This window comes from Nannocystis exedens, assembly GCF_002343915.1.
Classification (GTDB): Bacteria; Myxococcota_A; Polyangia; order Nannocystales; family Nannocystaceae; genus Nannocystis; species Nannocystis exedens.
The window spans coordinates 10,141,381-10,157,273 of sequence record NZ_NETK01000001.1; the positions used below are offsets into that span (position 1 = coordinate 10,141,381).

At 73.2% G+C, this 15,893-nt stretch carries 16 protein-coding genes; 10 read left to right on the forward strand and 6 right to left on the reverse strand.

Annotation, left to right across the window (positions count from 1 at the left end; genetic code table 11):
* Positions 1-265 precede the first annotated feature (265 nt).
* Together NAEX_RS39555 and NAEX_RS39560 are read right to left on the reverse strand one after the other, a co-directional pair.
* The gene (locus tag NAEX_RS39555) at positions 266-1,195 is read right to left on the reverse strand and encodes a LysR family transcriptional regulator (protein WP_275937616.1); all 930 of its coding nucleotides are present in this window, start codon (positions 1,193-1,195) and stop codon (positions 266-268) included.
* Positions 1,192-2,172, reverse strand: coding sequence for a hypothetical protein (locus NAEX_RS39560; RefSeq protein ID WP_096332638.1), 981 nt, complete (start codon positions 2,170-2,172; stop codon positions 1,192-1,194). Before NAEX_RS39560 ends, NAEX_RS39555 begins: the two co-directional genes overlap by 4 nt.
* A 702-nt stretch (positions 2,173-2,874) precedes the next feature.
* On the opposite strand from NAEX_RS39560, the gene ltrA reads away from it, so the two are divergent.
* From ltrA to NAEX_RS39580, 4 genes are all read left to right on the forward strand, one after another.
* Positions 2,875-4,290, forward strand: coding sequence for a group II intron reverse transcriptase/maturase (gene ltrA, locus NAEX_RS39565; RefSeq protein WP_096330026.1), 1,416 nt, complete (start codon positions 2,875-2,877; stop codon positions 4,288-4,290).
* 9 nt (positions 4,291-4,299) lie between these two features.
* Positions 4,300-4,557 carry a hypothetical protein gene (locus NAEX_RS39570; protein ID WP_096332639.1) on the forward strand — a complete coding sequence of 86 codons (258 nt, stop codon included), beginning with the start codon at positions 4,300-4,302 and terminating at the stop codon, positions 4,555-4,557.
* A gap of 192 nt (positions 4,558-4,749) precedes the next feature.
* Entirely contained in the window at positions 4,750-5,082 is a 333-nt protein-coding gene (locus tag NAEX_RS39575; protein WP_096332640.1) for a hypothetical protein, read from the forward strand.
* 24 nt (positions 5,083-5,106) lie between these two features.
* Complete coding sequence (locus NAEX_RS39580) at positions 5,107-6,126, forward strand: hypothetical protein (RefSeq protein ID WP_143141515.1); 1,020 nt, start codon at positions 5,107-5,109, stop codon at positions 6,124-6,126.
* Positions 6,127-6,190: 64 nt separating this feature from the next.
* Here NAEX_RS39580 and NAEX_RS39585 read toward each other — a convergent pair whose 3' ends face one another.
* Both NAEX_RS39585 and NAEX_RS51460 read right to left on the reverse strand, forming a co-directional pair.
* Entirely contained in the window at positions 6,191-6,829 is a 639-nt protein-coding gene (locus NAEX_RS39585) for a hypothetical protein (protein ID WP_096332642.1), read from the reverse strand.
* A gap of 149 nt (positions 6,830-6,978) precedes the next feature.
* Positions 6,979-7,455 (reverse strand): hypothetical protein, encoded by a 477-nt coding sequence (locus NAEX_RS51460; protein ID WP_100793561.1) that lies wholly within the window; start codon positions 7,453-7,455, stop codon positions 6,979-6,981.
* Here NAEX_RS51460 and NAEX_RS39590 point away from each other — a divergent pair.
* Positions 7,412-8,407 carry a phosphatidylinositol-specific phospholipase C domain-containing protein gene (locus NAEX_RS39590; protein ID WP_170136395.1) on the forward strand — a complete coding sequence of 332 codons (996 nt, stop codon included), beginning with the start codon at positions 7,412-7,414 and terminating at the stop codon, positions 8,405-8,407. The genes NAEX_RS51460 and NAEX_RS39590 overlap by 44 nt on opposite strands.
* A complete protein-coding gene (locus NAEX_RS48955) occupies positions 8,404-8,826 on the forward strand; it encodes a hypothetical protein (protein WP_143141514.1) in 423 nt (140 codons plus the stop codon). Before NAEX_RS39590 ends, NAEX_RS48955 begins: the two co-directional genes overlap by 4 nt.
* Positions 8,827-8,949: 123 nt before the next feature.
* Here the strand turns inward: NAEX_RS48955 and NAEX_RS51465 are convergent, their stop codons facing one another.
* Entirely contained in the window at positions 8,950-9,114 is a 165-nt protein-coding gene (locus NAEX_RS51465; protein ID WP_170136396.1) for a hypothetical protein, read from the reverse strand.
* A gap of 396 nt (positions 9,115-9,510) precedes the next feature.
* Here NAEX_RS51465 and NAEX_RS39605 point away from each other — a divergent pair, with 396 nt between their 5' ends.
* Entirely contained in the window at positions 9,511-10,668 is a 1,158-nt protein-coding gene (locus tag NAEX_RS39605) for a choice-of-anchor L domain-containing protein (protein WP_143141513.1), read from the forward strand.
* A gap of 12 nt (positions 10,669-10,680) precedes the next feature.
* Here the strand turns inward: NAEX_RS39605 and NAEX_RS39610 are convergent, their stop codons facing one another.
* Entirely contained in the window at positions 10,681-11,661 is a 981-nt protein-coding gene (locus tag NAEX_RS39610) for a cupin domain-containing protein (protein ID WP_096332646.1), read from the reverse strand.
* A 94-nt stretch (positions 11,662-11,755) separates the two neighbouring features.
* Here NAEX_RS39610 and NAEX_RS39615 point away from each other — a divergent pair, with 94 nt between their 5' ends.
* The 3 genes from NAEX_RS39615 to NAEX_RS39625 all read left to right on the forward strand — a co-directional run bounded on the left by NAEX_RS39615 (position 11,756) and on the right by NAEX_RS39625 (position 15,576).
* Positions 11,756-12,736 (forward strand): quinone oxidoreductase family protein, encoded by a 981-nt coding sequence (locus tag NAEX_RS39615; protein ID WP_170136397.1) that lies wholly within the window; start codon positions 11,756-11,758, stop codon positions 12,734-12,736.
* Between the two features lie 191 nt (positions 12,737-12,927).
* Positions 12,928-13,578, forward strand: coding sequence for a formylglycine-generating enzyme family protein (locus tag NAEX_RS39620; RefSeq protein WP_096333881.1), 651 nt, complete (start codon positions 12,928-12,930; stop codon positions 13,576-13,578).
* Between the two features lie 219 nt (positions 13,579-13,797).
* Positions 13,798-15,576 carry a VWA domain-containing protein gene (locus NAEX_RS39625; RefSeq protein ID WP_143141512.1) on the forward strand — a complete coding sequence of 593 codons (1,779 nt, stop codon included), beginning with the start codon at positions 13,798-13,800 and terminating at the stop codon, positions 15,574-15,576.
* Positions 15,577-15,893: the final 317 nt, after the last annotated feature.

Here is a 15,893-nt window from a genome sequence, read left to right on the forward strand (position 1 = left end):
CTCGCGCTCGATCGCCGGTCGGTCCGTCGGCGCGTCGGACCGGCCGGAGCTGGGCCGAGGCTGCTGCGCGAGCTGCCGGGGGCGGGATATGGTCTTTCGGGCATGTCCTTCGGAACATTTTACGATAGCTCGGCCGCGGCGCGCTCGAGCGATCGGGGCGCTGCTCCGGCGAGGGGTGCTCGCGCGCGGGGATTGCTGTATCTCAGGACATGCTCTTTCGAGCATGTTTTTTGCGACATTCCACGGCCGTGAGGCCGCGGCGCCGTCAGGCGATCGGGGTGCGGGCGAGCTCGGCCGCGAGGGCGCGGTAGACGGCCTGGCGGGGGTCGTGGTCGCGGTAGAGGAGGCGGAAGTAGTCGATGAGCAGGGCGACGGTGGGGAAGACCCGGCGCAGGCGACCGGCGCGCAGCTCGGCCTCGATCATGTAGAGGGGCAGGACGGCGACGCCCTCGCCGGCGAGCGCCTGGACCTTGACGGCGGCGCCGAGGCCGAGCCAGCGATGGCCGCCGAACCGCGGCAGGGCCGGGGCCGTGGGGGCGCCGCTGAAGTAGTTGAAGAGAGGGGTGCGGGCGTCGATGTCGAGCAGGACGTGGCGGGCGACGTCCTCGGGGCGCGCCAGCGGGAGGCGGTCGAGCAGCTCGGGCGCGGCGACGAAGGCGTAGCGCTCCTCGTGCAGGCGCTCGGCGAGCAGCCGGTTGTCGTCGATGCGCGCGGAGGTGACGGCGCAGTCGACGAGGCCGCTGCGCAGGCGGTCGACGATCTCCTGACCTGACCCGAAGAACAGGTGCATGGTGACCCGCGGCAGGGCGGCCCGCAGGCGCGGCAAGGTGGGGACGAGCCACGACATGCCGAGCTCGAAGCGGGTGCCGAGCGTGAGCTCGACCGGCGGCGGGTCGTCCTCGCCGCGGACGACCCGGACGCACGCGGCGGCCTCGCCGAGGCAGGCGCGCGCGCGCGGGAGCAAGGACAGGCCGGCGTCGGTGAGCCGCACGGAGCGGGTGGTGCGGACGAACAGGGCGGCGCCGAGCTGCTGCTCGAGCAGGCGGATCCGCTGGCCGACGGCGGCGGGGGTGAGGGCGAGGGCGCGCGCGGCTGTCCTGAAGTTCAGGTGCTCGGCGGCGGCGACGAAGCAGCGCAGGCTGTCGATCGCGGGCAGGTCGCTGGCGGCCGGCGGGGCGGGGCGCGGTCGGCTCACGCGTGGTCCTGGCGGTACGTCGCCAGCGCCGACTCGTGCGCGCGCTGGCCCCGAGCCTGGGCGCGCTCGCGGTGCTCGGCCCAGCCGGCGGCGGCGATCCAGTCGGCCAGCGGCTCGATGGCGCCGGCGAGGGCGCTGGCGCGGCGCAGCAAGGCGATCCGCTGCGACAGCCACGGCTCGCGGATCGACCGCGTGGCCTGCATGGTGTCGGCGCTCGGATCGATGGTGGGGGTGACGGGCGGCAGGGCGGCGAGGTCGAGCGCGGGGTCGCCGAGGCGGAGCGCGTCCCAGCCGAGCACGTACCAGGCGCCCGCCGGGGTGACGCGCAGGTTGCCGGGTCGCTGCAGGGCGCCGTGGACGGGGAGGTCGGCCGGCACGGCGAAGGCGGGCGAGCTGCGCACGAGGGCGGTGACGCGATCGACCTCGCCGGCGAGCCAGGCGAGCGTGGCGGGTTCGACGAACGGCGGGAGGGCGGCGCGAGCGGCCCGCAAGGCGGCGGTGCAGCGGGTGAACCGATCGGCGAGGTAGGCGTCGCAGCAGGTGTGCGGCGGCCCGGGCAGGCGCGCGGCGAGGTCGCGGTCGGCGTGCAGGCGGCCGACGAGGGTGGTGAGGGCGCGGGCCAGATCTGGCGCTTCGGACAGGTCGCGCACGACGACGCCGTCGATGTGCTCGAGCACCAGGCCGGCGAACGGGGTGTCGACGATCTCGAGCCAGCCGCAGATCCGCGGCGCGTGGTAGCGGGCGACCAGCGGCGCGCCGAGGTCGTGCCAGCGACGCAGCGCGGCGTGACCGGCCGCGTCGGCGGCGAGCTCCAGGTCGTAGCGGGCGCGGGCGTCGGCGATCGTGAACGAGGCCCGCGCGCTGTCGCCTCGCTCCGGCACGTGGCGCACGGCCAGCGTCGCCGGGTCGAGCGCGAGTCCGGCCGCGAGCATGCGGACCTGGGCCGTGACGCGCGGGGTGAGCTCGGACAGGAGCATCGAGGCGGGACACTATACGCCCGGCCGGGCCGCGGCAGGAGGCCCCCCGCAGATCGGGGACGGGCGCCCGGGATCGCGCGGCGCCGGGGGCCGCCCGGCGCGCGCCCCGGGGGCCGCGGGCGTGTTAGCGTGACGAACATGGTGCGTCCTGACGACGACGAGGATCGGACCCCCGCAGGGGGCGAGGACTCGTCATCATGTCGCACGGTTTCAGCGGGTGAGAGTCCCGCCCGGGTAAGCGCCGGAGCACCCGGAAGCAGACCCCAGGTCCAGGGAGAGATCCTTGCGGCCCGAGCGGGGTGTCGAAAGCCTGTCCTTGGAGACAGGGAGCGAAGCTGCGGGCCGCAACGCGCAGTGAACGCCGAGCAAGCCTCGTCAGATTCTCAGCCGAAAGGTGATCGGGAGGGCCGAGCCCGTCATGACAGGGCGAAGGCGACGGACAGCGTGTCAGTTCCGGAAAGTGCGCTGGACCTCCCCGGGGTAGTGGCGGCGGCACGTAGCGAAGGAACCGTGCGGAACAGGAGAGACCCTCCCTGGCGGCCTGCGTCGGGTGAAGCGGCAGGTATAAGCGCGGAGCGTGAAGTCCTGTCGCGCCAGGAGGGAGTCCGAGGGGGCCGTAGTACCTGCGAAGCGGCGGACAACGCCGTGGAGGGAAGGGCCCCTGCTTCGGTCGCGCTTGACGCTGAGGGTAAGTGCGAGGGCATGGCCGCGAGGCCCAACGACCCCGCGTTCAAAGTACGAGAACTTCAGCGCAAGCTTGGGGAGTGTGCCAAGTCGAGCAAGACACGGCGCTTCCACGCGTTGTACGACCGGATCCACAGGGATGACGTCCTGCTGGAGGCGTGGAAGTGTGTGCGGAGGAACCGCGGGGCGGCCGGCGTCGATGGGGTGACCATCGAGGCGATCGAGCAGACGGGGGTCACGAAGTGGCTCGGCGAGCTCGCGGTCGATCTGCGTGAGGGACGCTACCGCCCGCAGCCGGTGCGGCGGCAGTACATCCCGAAGGGCGACGGGGGGCAGCGGCCGCTCGGGATTCCGACTGTACGGGACCGAGTGGTGCAGGCAGCGACGAAGATCGTGCTGGAGCCGATCTTCGAGGCGGACTTCCTGGCGTGCAGCCACGGGTTCCGTCCGAAGAGGTGCGCGCAGCAGGCCATGGAGGTCGTCCGCGAGGCCGGCAACCAGAGCCACGTCTTCGTCGTCGACGCGGACATCCGGAGCTTCTTCGACAACATCGACCAAGAGATCCTGATCGAGCTGGTGAAGGAGCGTGTATCGGATCGGCGGGTGTTGAAGCGGATCCGCAAATGGCTCGAAGCGGGTGTGATGGAGAACTGGAGGATCCGCGAGACGCTCGCGGGAACGCCCCAGGGCGGCGTAATCTCGCCGCTGCTGGCCAACATCTACCTGCACGCCTTCGACCGTGCGTGGGAGGCCGAGGGCTCGCACCTGGGCCTGCTCGTGCGTTACGCCGACGATCTGGTGATCATGTGTCGCAGACAGTCGGCGGCGAAGGCGGCGATGCAGAAGGCGCGGGAGCTCCTCGCGCGACTGCGACTCGAGCTGCACCCGGACAAGACGCGCCTGGTGGACATGCGGTACGGCCGCGGGAGCTTCGACTTCCTCGGCTGCACCTTTCGCAAGCGGCGCAGCATCCAACGTGCGCCGAAGTTCCACTTCATGCAGCGGTGGCCTTCGCCGCGCGCGATGAAGCGGATCCGCGAGAAGGTCCACACGCTGACCTCGGTGCGAGGCAACCAGGCCAAGGACGTGAAGCAGATCATCGCGGCCTTGAACCCTGTGCTTCGTGGCTGGGCCGAATACTTCAGGACAGGCAACGCGGACGCGAAGTTCAACCAGGTCGACCACTACGTGCGCGCCCGAATCGCGCGCTGGGTATGGCGACGTGGCGGACAACGCCCGCGCTGTCGGCCGAGCAAGTGGACCCACGAGCGCCTCTACGAGATGGGCCTCCACCAACTCCGCACATCCGTGCGCTATCCGGCGCACGCCACTCCTCCAAGACCGTCGGTAAGCCGTGTGCGGGAAAACCGCACGCACGGTTTGACAGGGGGTCCTGGGCAACCTCAGGGCGGTGCAACGCCCAGAAAGTCATAGGATCTACCAATGCCCGACTCCGACTCGATGCAGCGGCTGGCCTCGCGGGGCGTCGCCGCGGCCGCCGTGACGGTCCTCCTCGGCGGCGCGGCGCTCCTCGGCCTCGAGAGCTGCGCCCAGAGCGGCAGCAGCAAGCCGATCCAGGCGGCCGAGCCGAAGCCCGCGCTGGACCCGAGGCCGACCCGGCGCCGGACGCGAAGCCGCAGCCGCAGCCGCAGCCGGAGCCGGAGCCGGTGCAGCGACCGCCCGAGCTGGCGCCGCCGGTGACCTGAGCGGCGACGGGCGTCCGCGAGAACATGCCCGATCGAGCATGGGATGAAGTACATGCTCGTAGGGACATGTCGCAGAGGGCATGATTGGTCGGGCAGGTCCGAAAGGACAGCAGGGCGCGGCGGTGCGTCGGGCGCGGGCGCGCGGCGGCCCGGGTGTGGCGGCGCGCCGGCGTGGTAGCGTGGGCCCATGTCGATGCCGCCCGAATCGCGCTCCTCTGCTCCCCCGTCCGGCCGCGCGCGGTTCGCCGCGTCGTGGACGGCCGCGTGGCTGTCGCTCGCGCCGGTGGCCCTGAGCGGCTGCACCGGCGGGGCGCCTGCCGCCAAGACCGGTGAGAAGGAGGCGGCGCCGAAGCAGCCGCCGCCCCCGCAGACGCCGGAGAACCAGCCGTACGCGCCGCCACCCCCCGACGTGAAGCTGCAGCCCGATCCCACGGCGAAGCCGGAGCCGCGGCCGGAGCCGCAGCCGAAGACCCCCGACCCGCAGCCGGAGCCGCGGCCGCATCTGCCGCCGCCGACCTGAGGGGGGCCGCGAGGGAGCGTGACGGTGGCGGGCGTCGAGTCCGTGGGCGCGGGGTCCGTCGACTGGCTCCGCGGGCCGCGCTTCGATCTGTCGCTGATCGTCGGCGTGCTGGCGCTGGCGCTGGTGCTCGGCGGGGCGGCGATGGCCTCGCCGGCGCTGTTCGCCGCGGTCCTCGCGGTCGACTTCTGGCTCCTGGCCTATCCGCACGCGGCGTCGACGTTCACGCGGATCGCGTTCGACCGCGAGGGCGCGCGGGCCCACGCGTTCCTGCTGTTCGGGCTGCCGCCGCTGGTGTTCGCGGCCACGGCCGGGGCGGCGGCGCTCGGCGGGGTGCTGGCGCTCCATACGATCTACTTCTTGTGGCAGTCGTGGCACTACACCCGCCAGAGCTACGGGATCGCCCGCGCCTATCACCGCAGCGCGGGGATCGATCCGGCCGGCGACCGCCTCAGCGATCTGGTGGTGTTCGCCTGGCCGCTGTGGGGGCTGCTGCACCGCGCGCACCAGCAGCCGGGCCGGTTCTACGGCGGGCCGATCTGGCTGCCGTCGGTGCCGAAGGCGCTGGTGGTGGCGGCCGGGGCGGTGGCCCTCGGGGCGCTGGCGCTGTGGACGGCGCGGCACCTGCGAGCGCTCGGCTCGGGGCGGCCGCGCGGCCCGGGGCACGCGCTGTTCGTGCTGTCGCACGTGGTGATCACGGCGGTCAGCTACCTCGTGGTCCCGGAGATCACGCTCGGCTGGCTGTTCATCAACATCTGGCACAACGCGCAGTACCTGCTGTTCGTGTGGGCGATGAACGTCCGCCGGTTCCGCGGCGGCGTCGACCCGCGCCGGCCGTTCCTGTCGCGCCTGTGCCAGCCGGACCAGGCGCTGCGCTACGCTCTGGTGTGCCTGGCGCTGTCGTCCGCGTTCTACTTCGCGCTCGGGCAGGCGACCGGGCGGATGGCGTGGGAGGTGCTGCCGTGGGTGCTGGTCTGTCACCAGACGGTCAACTTCCACCATTACGTCGTCGACGCGGTGATCTGGCGCTCGCGCGGGCGGGCGTGAATGTCAGGACATGCTCCATCGGGCATGTCGTCCTCGGCATGTCCTGGAGGGCATGTCGCGGGGGTCATGCCTCTTCGAGCTCGGCGGCGCGGGCGAGGTGCTCGCGGGCGAGGCGGTCGGCCGGGTCGAGGGGGGCGGCCCGCTCGCGGTGGGCGTATGCGACGAAGCGGCGGAGCTCGCGGTCGGCCGGCCGCTCGCGCACCAGGGCCTCGTAGACGGCGAACACGCCCGGCCAGCCGGGCTCGGGGAGGTGCCAGCGGCGGACCTCGGCGCAGCCCTCGGCGAGGGTGTACTCGTCGAGCCAGCGGTCGTCGGCGTCGCCGGTCGACCGCACGAACAGGCGCGCGTCGGCGAGGAAGACGGCGAGCCGGTCGAGGGCCCAGTGCAGGTTGCGGGCGTCGATGTAGCAGACGTCGGACAGCTGCTCGAGCGAGAGCAGGTCCTGGCCGGGCTCGCCGCGATCGAGCGACCAGCCCCGGGCGTGACGATCACGGTCGATCCGGTGCAGCGGCCAGTGCTGGTCCGGCAGGGCCGCGATGGCGGCGTCGAGCTCCGCGGTGGCCCCGGGCCGCACGGGGATCAGGGCGCGATAGTCGTCGAACCAGGGCGCGACCTGCTGGAACCACAGGCGATAGCGGCCGAAGAAGGCCGGGTCGCGGTCGCGGACGAACTCTCGGACCACGGGGAAGGGCTGCGGGGTCATGCGGGCCGGTGTCAGGAGGATGGCACGCGCGACGGGGACCGTGTGGGACGAGCGGGTGCGAGGCACGCGGCCGCACCGGCGCGGTGGTGCGGGCCGGGCGGGCGGACCGAGGTCCGCGGGGGCGGCACGAAGGCGCTCGCGGGGCGGGTTCAACTGCCGGCGGGGCGGCACGAGGGCGCTCGTGGACCGGAGCGAGCTGCCGGAGGCGACGGCACGAGGAGGTTCGGGTCGATCCGGCGCGAGTGCATCGGATCGCGGATCGTCGGGCGACCGATCGTGACAGCGACGCGGGGTGCGTGCGAGGATGTTCGCATGCGCGCGAACGGGCTCATCCGCGGGTTGCTGTGCGGGGCGCTGGCGATGGCGGGGTGCGGAGCGCCGGGGCCGGGCGGGTCGACGAGCGCGACGGAGGTCTCCGCGAGCACGAGCTCGGGCAGCGATTCGGCGGACGACACGGGGACGACGGCGGGGGCGCCGACGACGACGGAGTCGCCGACGGCCGGCTCGGGATCGGGCGGGGAGACGACGACGACCGGCTCGACGAGTTCGACGTCGGAGGTGTCGAGCTCGACCACCGAGGCGGTGACGTCGACGACCACGACGACTTCGACGTCGACGTCGACCACCGGCGACACCACCGCCGGCGAGACCGACACGACCGGCGGCGGTTCGCTCGACGAGGTGCTCACGCTGCAGCACGTGCAGGTCAAGGGGACGCACAACAGCTATCACGTCGAGCCGCTGCTGCCGTTCGACCCGAGCCACGAGTACAGCCACGCGCCGCTCGACGTGCAGCTCGGCGAGCAGGGCGTGCGGGCGTTCGAGCTCGACGTCCACAAGGGCGTCAGCGAGTTCGAGGTCTATCACATCACCGTGATCGATGCGTCCGCGACCTGCACGAACGTGCCCGACTGCCTGGGCCTCATCCGCGACTGGTCGCTGGCGCACCCGGATCACCTGCCGATCGTGGTGTGGGTCGAGATCAAGGACTCGACCGGCGGGCTGCCGATCGGGGCGTCCGACCTCGACGCGCTCGACGACGCGATCCGCGAGGTGCTGCCGCCCGAGCAGCTGTTCACGCCCGACGACCTGCAGGCCGGGCATCCGAGCGTGCGCGCGGCGCTCGAGGCCGAGGGCTGGCCGACGCTGGCGCAGCTGCGCGGGCAGATCCTGCTGGTGCTGCTCAACGTCGAGGAGGGGCACGCGGACGACTACACGGCGGGGTACACGTCGCTGGCCGGGCGGGCGATGTTCGCCCGGGCGACGCCGGGCCAGTTCTCGGCGCCGTGGGCGGCGCTCGCCAAGCTCGGGATCGACGACGACGAGGCGATCGCGCAGGCCCACGCGGCCAACCTGCTGATCGCCACCAACGTGTGCGGGGCGGGCGAGGACGACGCCGCGTGCGAGGCGAAGGCGGAGGCGGCGAAGGCTGCCGGGATCCACATGCTCAAGGACGACTTCCCGGCGCCGGTCGACGGGATGCGCTACTTCCTCGACTTCCCCGACGGCAACCCGGCTCGCTGCAACCCGGTGACGGCGCCGCCGGCGTGCACGAGCGAGGCGCTGGAGGACCTGTGACAGCGAGACCGGCGATCGTGATCGCGGCGCTGCTGGGCGGCTGCGTGCGCGGCGAGCCGGCGAGCGTGTCGCCGGCGGTGGTGAACCCGACAGAGACGGCGAGCGCAGCGGCGCCGGCCCAGGACGCGGGCGCAGGAGCGGAGGCCGCGGGCGCAGGAGCGGAGGCCGCGGGCGCAGGAGCGGAGGCCGCGGGCGCAGGAGCGGAGGCCGCGGGCGCGGAGCAGGCCGAGGCTGTCGTGACGCCGGAGGTGCGGCGCGGCGCCGACGGCGGCTGCGAGCCGACGCCGAAGGCGGGCGATCCGTGCCGCGCGGACGACGGCTATTGCGTGCTGTCGTGGGGCGAGCCGGGCGGGTACAGCGAGGCGCTGTGGTGCCGCGACGGGCGCTGGGCGCTCGAGCAGGAGCGCAACTTGCCCTGAGGGGCGGAGGCCGGCGGCATCGACGAGGATGTCCGGATGGGCATGTCGGTGAGAGCATGTCGTCATGAACATGATCGGACGAACATGACCGCGAGAGCATGTCGAAGAGCGCAGGCGCGGCGCTCACGCGGGCGGCAGGGCGGCGAGCACGGCGGCGGCGAAGGCGTCGAGGTCCCAGGCGGCGCGGTCGTGGGTCATGCGGAGGCGGACGATCGCGGCGTCGCGCGAGGGCACGACGAGGACGGCCTGGCCCTGGAAGCCGGACGCCTGGTAGGCGTCGGGGGGCACGTGGGGCAGGCGGCGCTTGTTCGGTCGGCGGGGTCGGGGGCGTTGGCCCAGAAGTGGGCGGCGTAGTCGCCGGGGCCGGTGCGGGTGGGCGTGCGGCTGTACTCGACCCAGCCTTCGGGGAGGATCCGCGCGCCGTCCCACACGCCGTCACGCAGGTAGAGCGGACCTGCGTCCCGCGGGCGAGCGGAAGGCAGACCGCGGCGGGGCACGGGCGAGGGCCGTGAATCTCGCCCGCTCCGCGGCGGGTGCCACGGGCCGCGGAGATCCCCGGCGAGGACCGTGGCTGCGGGCATCCGCGGGTCGCTGCAGGTCGCGGGCGAGAGGCAGTGACTTCAGGCATCTCCGCGGGGAGAGCTCGGAGGCGCGAGGGACTGACGCGGCGTGATACGGTGCGGCATGGTGCGATCTTTGTCCTGGCCTGGTCTCCTGGTGGCGTCGGTCTCGGTGCTGGCGCCGGGGTGCGGCGACGACGGGGGCGGCTCGGGGACGAGCGCGACGGGCGTCACGGGGGCGACGTCGCTCGCGACGACGTCGACGACCGCGGCGCCGACCTCCGGCGCGGCGACGACGGGCGAGGCGAGCACGACGAGCAGCGAGGACAGCACCGCGGCGCCGACGTCGACGGGCGCGGTGACGGGCGGGCCGGCGCTCGACGTCGGCATGCCCGACTTCGGCGGGCCGAGCGAGTGCGCGGCGGAGCAGCACGCGGCCTGCGACGCGGTCGACGGCGATCCGCTGCAGGCGATCGGCCTCAACTGCCCGGGCGAGTGGACGGTCACCGGCGGCTTCGACGGCAACCCGGCCGGGCTGCGGGTCCTCTCGCAGTGGGGCCAGGCCGACACGTTCACGCCGCGCGAGGGGAGCAGCTTCCTCGTGCTGAGCACCGGCGACCTGGCGGAGATGCACGACGTGCCGGCCGACGAGGGCGACGTCGCCTCTCACTGCAACTCGTGGTTTACGCCCGGCGACGGCATGGACACGACCCAGTTCCCGCCGCCGATCACGAAGCAGCCGGTCGCGGGCGATTGCCTGGTCGACCCGTCGCTGGTCGGCACCGGCGACTGCTCGAAGACGATCGAGGACCAGTTCGACCAGAGCGGCTTCAAGTACGACTACCAGGAGCTGCGCTTCACCGCGGTGGTCCCGCCCGGGGCGGAGTCGTTCAGCTTCGATCTGGCGTTCTTCACCAAGGAGTACCCGATCTGGCAGGACCAGCCGTATAACGACATGTTCATCGGCTGGCTCGAGTCGACGAACTGGACCGGCAACATCTCGTTCGACGATCAGGGCAAGGCGCTGTCGCTCAACGCGGCGTTCCTCGAGCTGTACGACGACGGCGGCGACCTGCCCGAGTTCGCCGGGACGTGCATGCGCTACAGCGCCGGCACGAAGTGGCTGACGACCACGGCCGACGTGGTGCCGGGCGAGACGATCGAGCTGGTGCTGGCGATCTTCGACCTCGACGACGTCAACTGGGACAGCTTCGTGCTGGTCGACAACTTCCAGTGGCACTGCGGCGACGCGACGGGGCCGGTCACCGAGCCGGTGGGGTGAGGCGCGGCGCGGTCAATGGGCCGGGGGCGGGCCGCTGCGCCGGAACTCGCCGGGCGTCACGCCGACGCGGCGCTTGAACGCCTTGCCGAAGGCGCTGTCGGTCTCGTAGCCGACGGCGCGGGCGATGTCCGCGAGCGAGGCGTCACGGTCGCGCAGCAAGGCCATGGCTCGATGCATGCGCCAGCGGGTGAGGTAGGCCAGCGGCGCCTCGCCGACCAGCGCCTTGAAGCGCGCGGCGAACACCGAGCGCGACATGCCGGCCAGGCGCGCCAGCTTCGCCAGCGTCCACGGGGCCTGCGGCCTCTCGTGCATGCGCTGCAGCACGGCGCCGATCCGCGGGTGGACGAGCGCGCCCAGCCAGCCGCTCTCGCCTGTCCGTGAGGTCATGTGGGCCCGCAGCGCCTGGACGAACAGGACGTCGGCGAGGCGGCTGACGACCGTCTCGTGGCCCGGCTGCTCGGCCTCGATCTCGGCGGCGAGGAAGCGCAGCGTCGCCTCGAGCCAGCGCGGCGAGTCGGGCGCATCGCTCCGCACGTGCAGCAGGGTCGGCAGCGCCTCGACCAGCGGGCTCAGGGCCTCGCCGGCGAAGGTGAACGAGCCGACCACGAGGGTGACCTCGACCCCGCCGCCGCCGTAGTGGAGCACGCCGCCGCAGCGGAACGGCACCCGCGTGGCGTAGACCTCGGCGATCGGCAGGGCCCGGGTGCCCCGCCGGTCGCGCAGGCTGAACCGCGTGCCGGCGGGGATGAACACGAAGTCGCCGGGCGCCAGCGCGAGCTCGTGGTCGTCGGCGGCCAGCAGGCAGCTGCCGCGCATGACGGCATAAAACAGCGGGTGCGGCGAGCCGTCGACGCGCATGCCCCACGGCGCGGTCAGCTCGTAGCGCGCATGCACGCGGCTCTGCAGGCGAACGCCGCGCAGGACGTCGGCGAGGACGTCGAGACCCGGCCGGCGATCGGACGATTGGACCAGAGAACCGGACTTTTGGCGCATGTTCGTCCCGTCGCCCCGGACTATAGACCGATCGCGGCGACGCGGCCGGCGGCGAGCGGGTTCGCCGGGGCCGGGGCGCGAGAGGAGTGTTGCGGTGAAAGCGGTACGAATTCACGGTTTCGGCGGGCCCGAGGTGCTCCGCTGCGAGGAGGTGGCCACGCCGACGCCGGGCGAGGGCGAGATCCGGCTGCGGGTCCACACGGCGGGCCTGAGCTACACCGACCTCGGGCTGCGAGCGGGACGCCTCTCGGGCGCGCCGCCGCTGCCGTTCATCCCCGGGTTCGAGGCGGCGGGGGTCGTCGACGCGGTGGGGCCGGCGGTGCGAGGGTTCGCGCCCGGCGACCGCGCGGTCGCGCTGCTGCCGAACCAGGGCGGTCTCGCCGAGTTCGCGGTCGCGCCGGCGACGACGGTGCTGGCGATCCCCGAGGCCATGTCGTTCGCGCAGGCGGTGGCCCTGCCGGCCCAGGCGCCCACGGCCCTGCTCGGGCTGCGACGGGCCGCGCAGCTCCGCGGCGGCGAGTCGGTGTTCGTGCCGTCGGCCGCGGGCGGCGTCGGCACGCTGCTCGTGCAGCTCGCCCGCGAGATGGGTGCGGGGCGCGTGATCGGGGCGGCGAGCAGCGCGAGCAAGCGCGAGCTGGTGCGGCGCCTCGGGGCGGCGACGATCGATCCCGCCGACCCCGAGTGGCCCGCGCGCGTGCGCGAGGCGACCGCAGGGCAGGGGGCGGACGTCGTGTTCGTGGCCGGCGACGGGGAGGCCGCGGCCCGCAGCCTCGAGGCGCTCGCGCCCCGCGGTCGACTGGTGCTGTTCGGCGCCGACACGCTGGGCACGACGCAGTGGAGCCGCGAGCAGACGGCGGGGCTGATGATCCGCAATCAAGCGATCGTCGGCTTCGCGACGTTCACGCTGCCGCTCGCCGAGCGACAGGCGGCCCTCGCCGAAGTGATCGCGCTCGTGGTCCGCGGACGCGTCGACGCGGTGGTCGGGCAGACGTTCGCGCTCGCTGCCGTCGGCGAGGCCCACGCGGCGATGGCGGCGCGAAAGACGACCGGCAAGGTGGTGATCCACGTGACGTGAGCGGGTGAAGCACACGCCGAGGCGCGTCGCGCCAGGGAGGCGCGCGCTCGGTGGCGAGACCGCGGCCATGCTGGCTTGCGGCGCGAGGTCGCGTTGACACCCGCCGGCGCGGTCGGTAGGAAACCCGTCCTCGACCAGGCGCGGCCGCGATGACCCTCGACAAGACACTGCTCCACGAACTGGACGCGCGCATGATCGCGCTGCCGGCGGCGGAGGTGATCCTCCGCGACGAGGGCACCAAGACGAACTGGACGGTGGCGCTGGCGCCGTTTCGCCTGGCGGCGGTGCCGGTGACGCGCGAGCTTTATGCCGCGGTGCGAGGGACGGCGCCGCCGTCGTCGGCGGGGCCGCGGACGCCGGTGACGGAGGTGTCGTGGAACGACGCGATCCGGTTCTGCAACGAGCTGTCGCTGCAGGCGGGGCTGCGGCCGTGCTACGCGTTCGGAGACGATCCCGAGGCGCGCGACGTGACGTGCGACTGGGAGGCCGACGGCTACCGCCTGCCGTCCGAGGCGGAGTGGGAGTACGCGTGCCGGGCCGGGACGACCGGCGAGCGCTACGGCGACCTCGACGCGATCGCGTGGCACCACGGCAACTCCGGCGGCGCGCCGCACGACGTGGCGACCCGCGAGCCCAACGCGTGGGGCTTCTATGACACGATCGGCAACGCGTGGGAGTGGTGCTGGGACGTCTACGACGCGAAGGTCTACGGGCCGTATCGCGTGTTCCGCGGCGGCGGGTGGAACGATCGGCCGCGCGGCCTGCGGGCGGCGTGCCGCCGCCGCAGTCACCCGACCTTCCGCGTCGACGACCTCGGGTTCCGCCTCGCCCGCTCGCGCTGAACGCCGTGCCGGCGACATGGGTCCGTCCGCGGCGGGCGCATGGCGAGATGGACATGTCCTTCCGGACATATTATTGCTGGGCCGGGCGAGACCGCCCGGACTGCGACGCGGCTGTCGCAGCGGTCCTCGCGTGTCGTGTGGGTGCCGGGCGTCCGCGTCGTGCGGTCGCGCGTCGGGGGCGAGCCGGTGGCCGGCCGCGGCCTGCGCTATAACGGAGGGATGCAGGCTTATCCTTGGGTTTTTTGGGCGCGTAACCTCGGCCTCCTGACAGCGCTCGTCGCGGCCTCCGGGTGTACCGAGCGAGACCCGGGCGACGAGACCGACAGCGACACGACGACCGACGGGCCGGCGACCGACGGGTCGATGACCGAAGGGCCGGTGACCGAGGGGCCGACGACGGACCCGCCGACGACCACCGATCCGACCGACGGGCCGATGTCGGACACCGAGGGGCCGGAGCCGAATCCGACGGTGCCGATCGGCTCGAGCCTCGAGGCGGACATCCTGTTCGTGGTCGACAACTCGCTGTCGATGGCGACCCGGCAGGCGAAGCTGGCGGCGGCGATGCCCGCGTTCGTCGAGGCGCTCGGCGGCCTCAGCTACCGGATCGGCATCACCACCACCGACAACGGCAACCCGCGCTGCCCGATGGACACCACGCCGGAGCGCGGCGAGCTGGTGCTGACGAGCTGCCTCGAGCGCGTGGCCGCGGGCGAGTTCGAGGTGCCGGGGATCCTCGACGACGTGTCGGCCGCGTGCACGGCGACGTGTTCGCTGAGCGACGCCGACCTGCCGATCAAGCCGACGGCGACGCACGCGTCGAACGGCGAGCTGGCGCCGCGCAAGTGGGTCGAGGTCGAGGGCAACGGCGGCGGCGCGAGCAACCTGCCCGAGGGCGTCTCGCCGGCGCAGGCGCTGCAGTGCTTCATGCCGCAGGGCGTGACCGGCTGCGGCTTCGAGTCGCACCTCGAGTCGATGTTCAGGGCGATCGCGCGCACGGCCGACGAGGCCTCGGCGAGCAACTTCGGGTTCCTGCGCCCGCAGGCCAGCCTGTCGGTGGTGCTGTTCAGCGACGAGACCGACTGCTCGCCGCAGCCCGACTTCGAGGAGATCTTCACGACCAACAAGGTGTTCTGGGAGGACCCGGACGCGCCGGCGCCGACCAGCGCGCTGTGCTGGAACGCGGGCGTGCGCTGCGAGGGCGCCGGGCCGACGTACGCCGGCTGCTCGGCCGAGAACCACGACCTCGAGGGCAACCCGGGCGTGAGCGACGAGAAGGCGGTGCTGCGGCCGGTGTCGCACTACACCGCGTTCCTGCAGGCGATCGAGGACGAGAAGCGGAAGTTCGACCCGTTCGCCGAGGTGCGGGTGATGATGATCGCCGGCGTGCCGCGGGGCTACGAGTCGCACCAGGCCGAGATCGTGTACGAGGACTCGTTCGACCCGCAGGTCCAGAACGACTTCGGCATCGGCCACGGCTGCATCGACGCCGAGTCGCTCGGCGCGGTCCCGCCGGTGCGCGAGCGCGAGGTCGCCGAGGCGTTCGCGGTCGGCGAGGACCGCGACATCTTCTCGATCTGCGACGACGACTACAGCGCGACGATGGCCGCGATCGCGTCGCGGATCGCCGACCAGCTCCGCCCGGCCTGCATGCCGCTGTGCGTCGCCGACGTCGCGCCGGAGTCCCCCGTGGTCGATCCGAACTGCGAGGTGTTCGAGGTCGATCCGGGCGCCCAGACCCGCGTGCCGCTGCCGAAGTGCGAGGAGGTCGGCGGCAACTGGATCATCCCCGCCGGCTCGACGATGTGCTTCGCCGAGTTGGTCGACCAGGGCGGGCAGACGCCGAGCGCGATCGACGACATGTCGCCCGTGTGCGTCGCCGAGGGCTTCAACCTCGAGTTCGTGGTGGTGCGCAGCACGCCGGTGCCGAGCGGCGCGACGTTCGAGGCGACCTGCGAGGTGTCGCCGAACCCGTCGCTCGATTGCCCGGCGCTGTGAGCGGGGCGGAGGCCTGAGCTCCGCGGCGGCGCGAGCCGCGGGGTCGGGCCGTACCGCTGCGGTGGCAATGACGGATGGCGCGTCGACCGGCCACCGACGCGAATTCGGATGCGGCAGCCGCGGGTGCGTCGCGGCGGAGACGGAGGGCGGGCCCGCTGGCCAGGCGAGACGGTTGCGATCGCTGGCCGGCAGGGCGCGCCGCGGTGGAGACGGACGTCGCGAGGGCCGGCCACTGCAACGATCAGAGACGCGAGCGCGGGCCTGCTGCGGGCCGGCGACGCGCGTCGCGGAGGAGCTTTCAGTATGTCTCAAGGGAC

Coding starts and splice junctions, on each gene's coding strand:
- NAEX_RS39620 (WP_096333881.1), top strand. CDS start 12,928: ATGATCGCGCTGCCGGCGGCGGAGGTGATCCTCCGCGACGAGGGCACC.
- NAEX_RS39625 (WP_143141512.1), top strand. CDS start 13,798: ATGCAGGCTTATCCTTGGGTTTTTTGGGCGCGTAACCTCGGCCTCCTG.
- NAEX_RS39585 (WP_096332642.1), bottom strand. CDS start 6,829: ATGACCCCGCAGCCCTTCCCCGTGGTCCGAGAGTTCGTCCGCGACCGC.
- NAEX_RS39605 (WP_143141513.1), top strand. CDS start 9,511: ATGGTGCGATCTTTGTCCTGGCCTGGTCTCCTGGTGGCGTCGGTCTCG.
- ltrA (WP_096330026.1), top strand. CDS start 2,875: ATGGCCGCGAGGCCCAACGACCCCGCGTTCAAAGTACGAGAACTTCAG.
- NAEX_RS39575 (WP_096332640.1), top strand. CDS start 4,750: ATGTCGATGCCGCCCGAATCGCGCTCCTCTGCTCCCCCGTCCGGCCGC.
- NAEX_RS39560 (WP_096332638.1), bottom strand. CDS start 2,172: ATGCTCCTGTCCGAGCTCACCCCGCGCGTCACGGCCCAGGTCCGCATG.
- NAEX_RS39570 (WP_096332639.1), top strand. CDS start 4,300: ATGCCCGACTCCGACTCGATGCAGCGGCTGGCCTCGCGGGGCGTCGCC.
- NAEX_RS39610 (WP_096332646.1), bottom strand. CDS start 11,661: ATGCGCCAAAAGTCCGGTTCTCTGGTCCAATCGTCCGATCGCCGGCCG.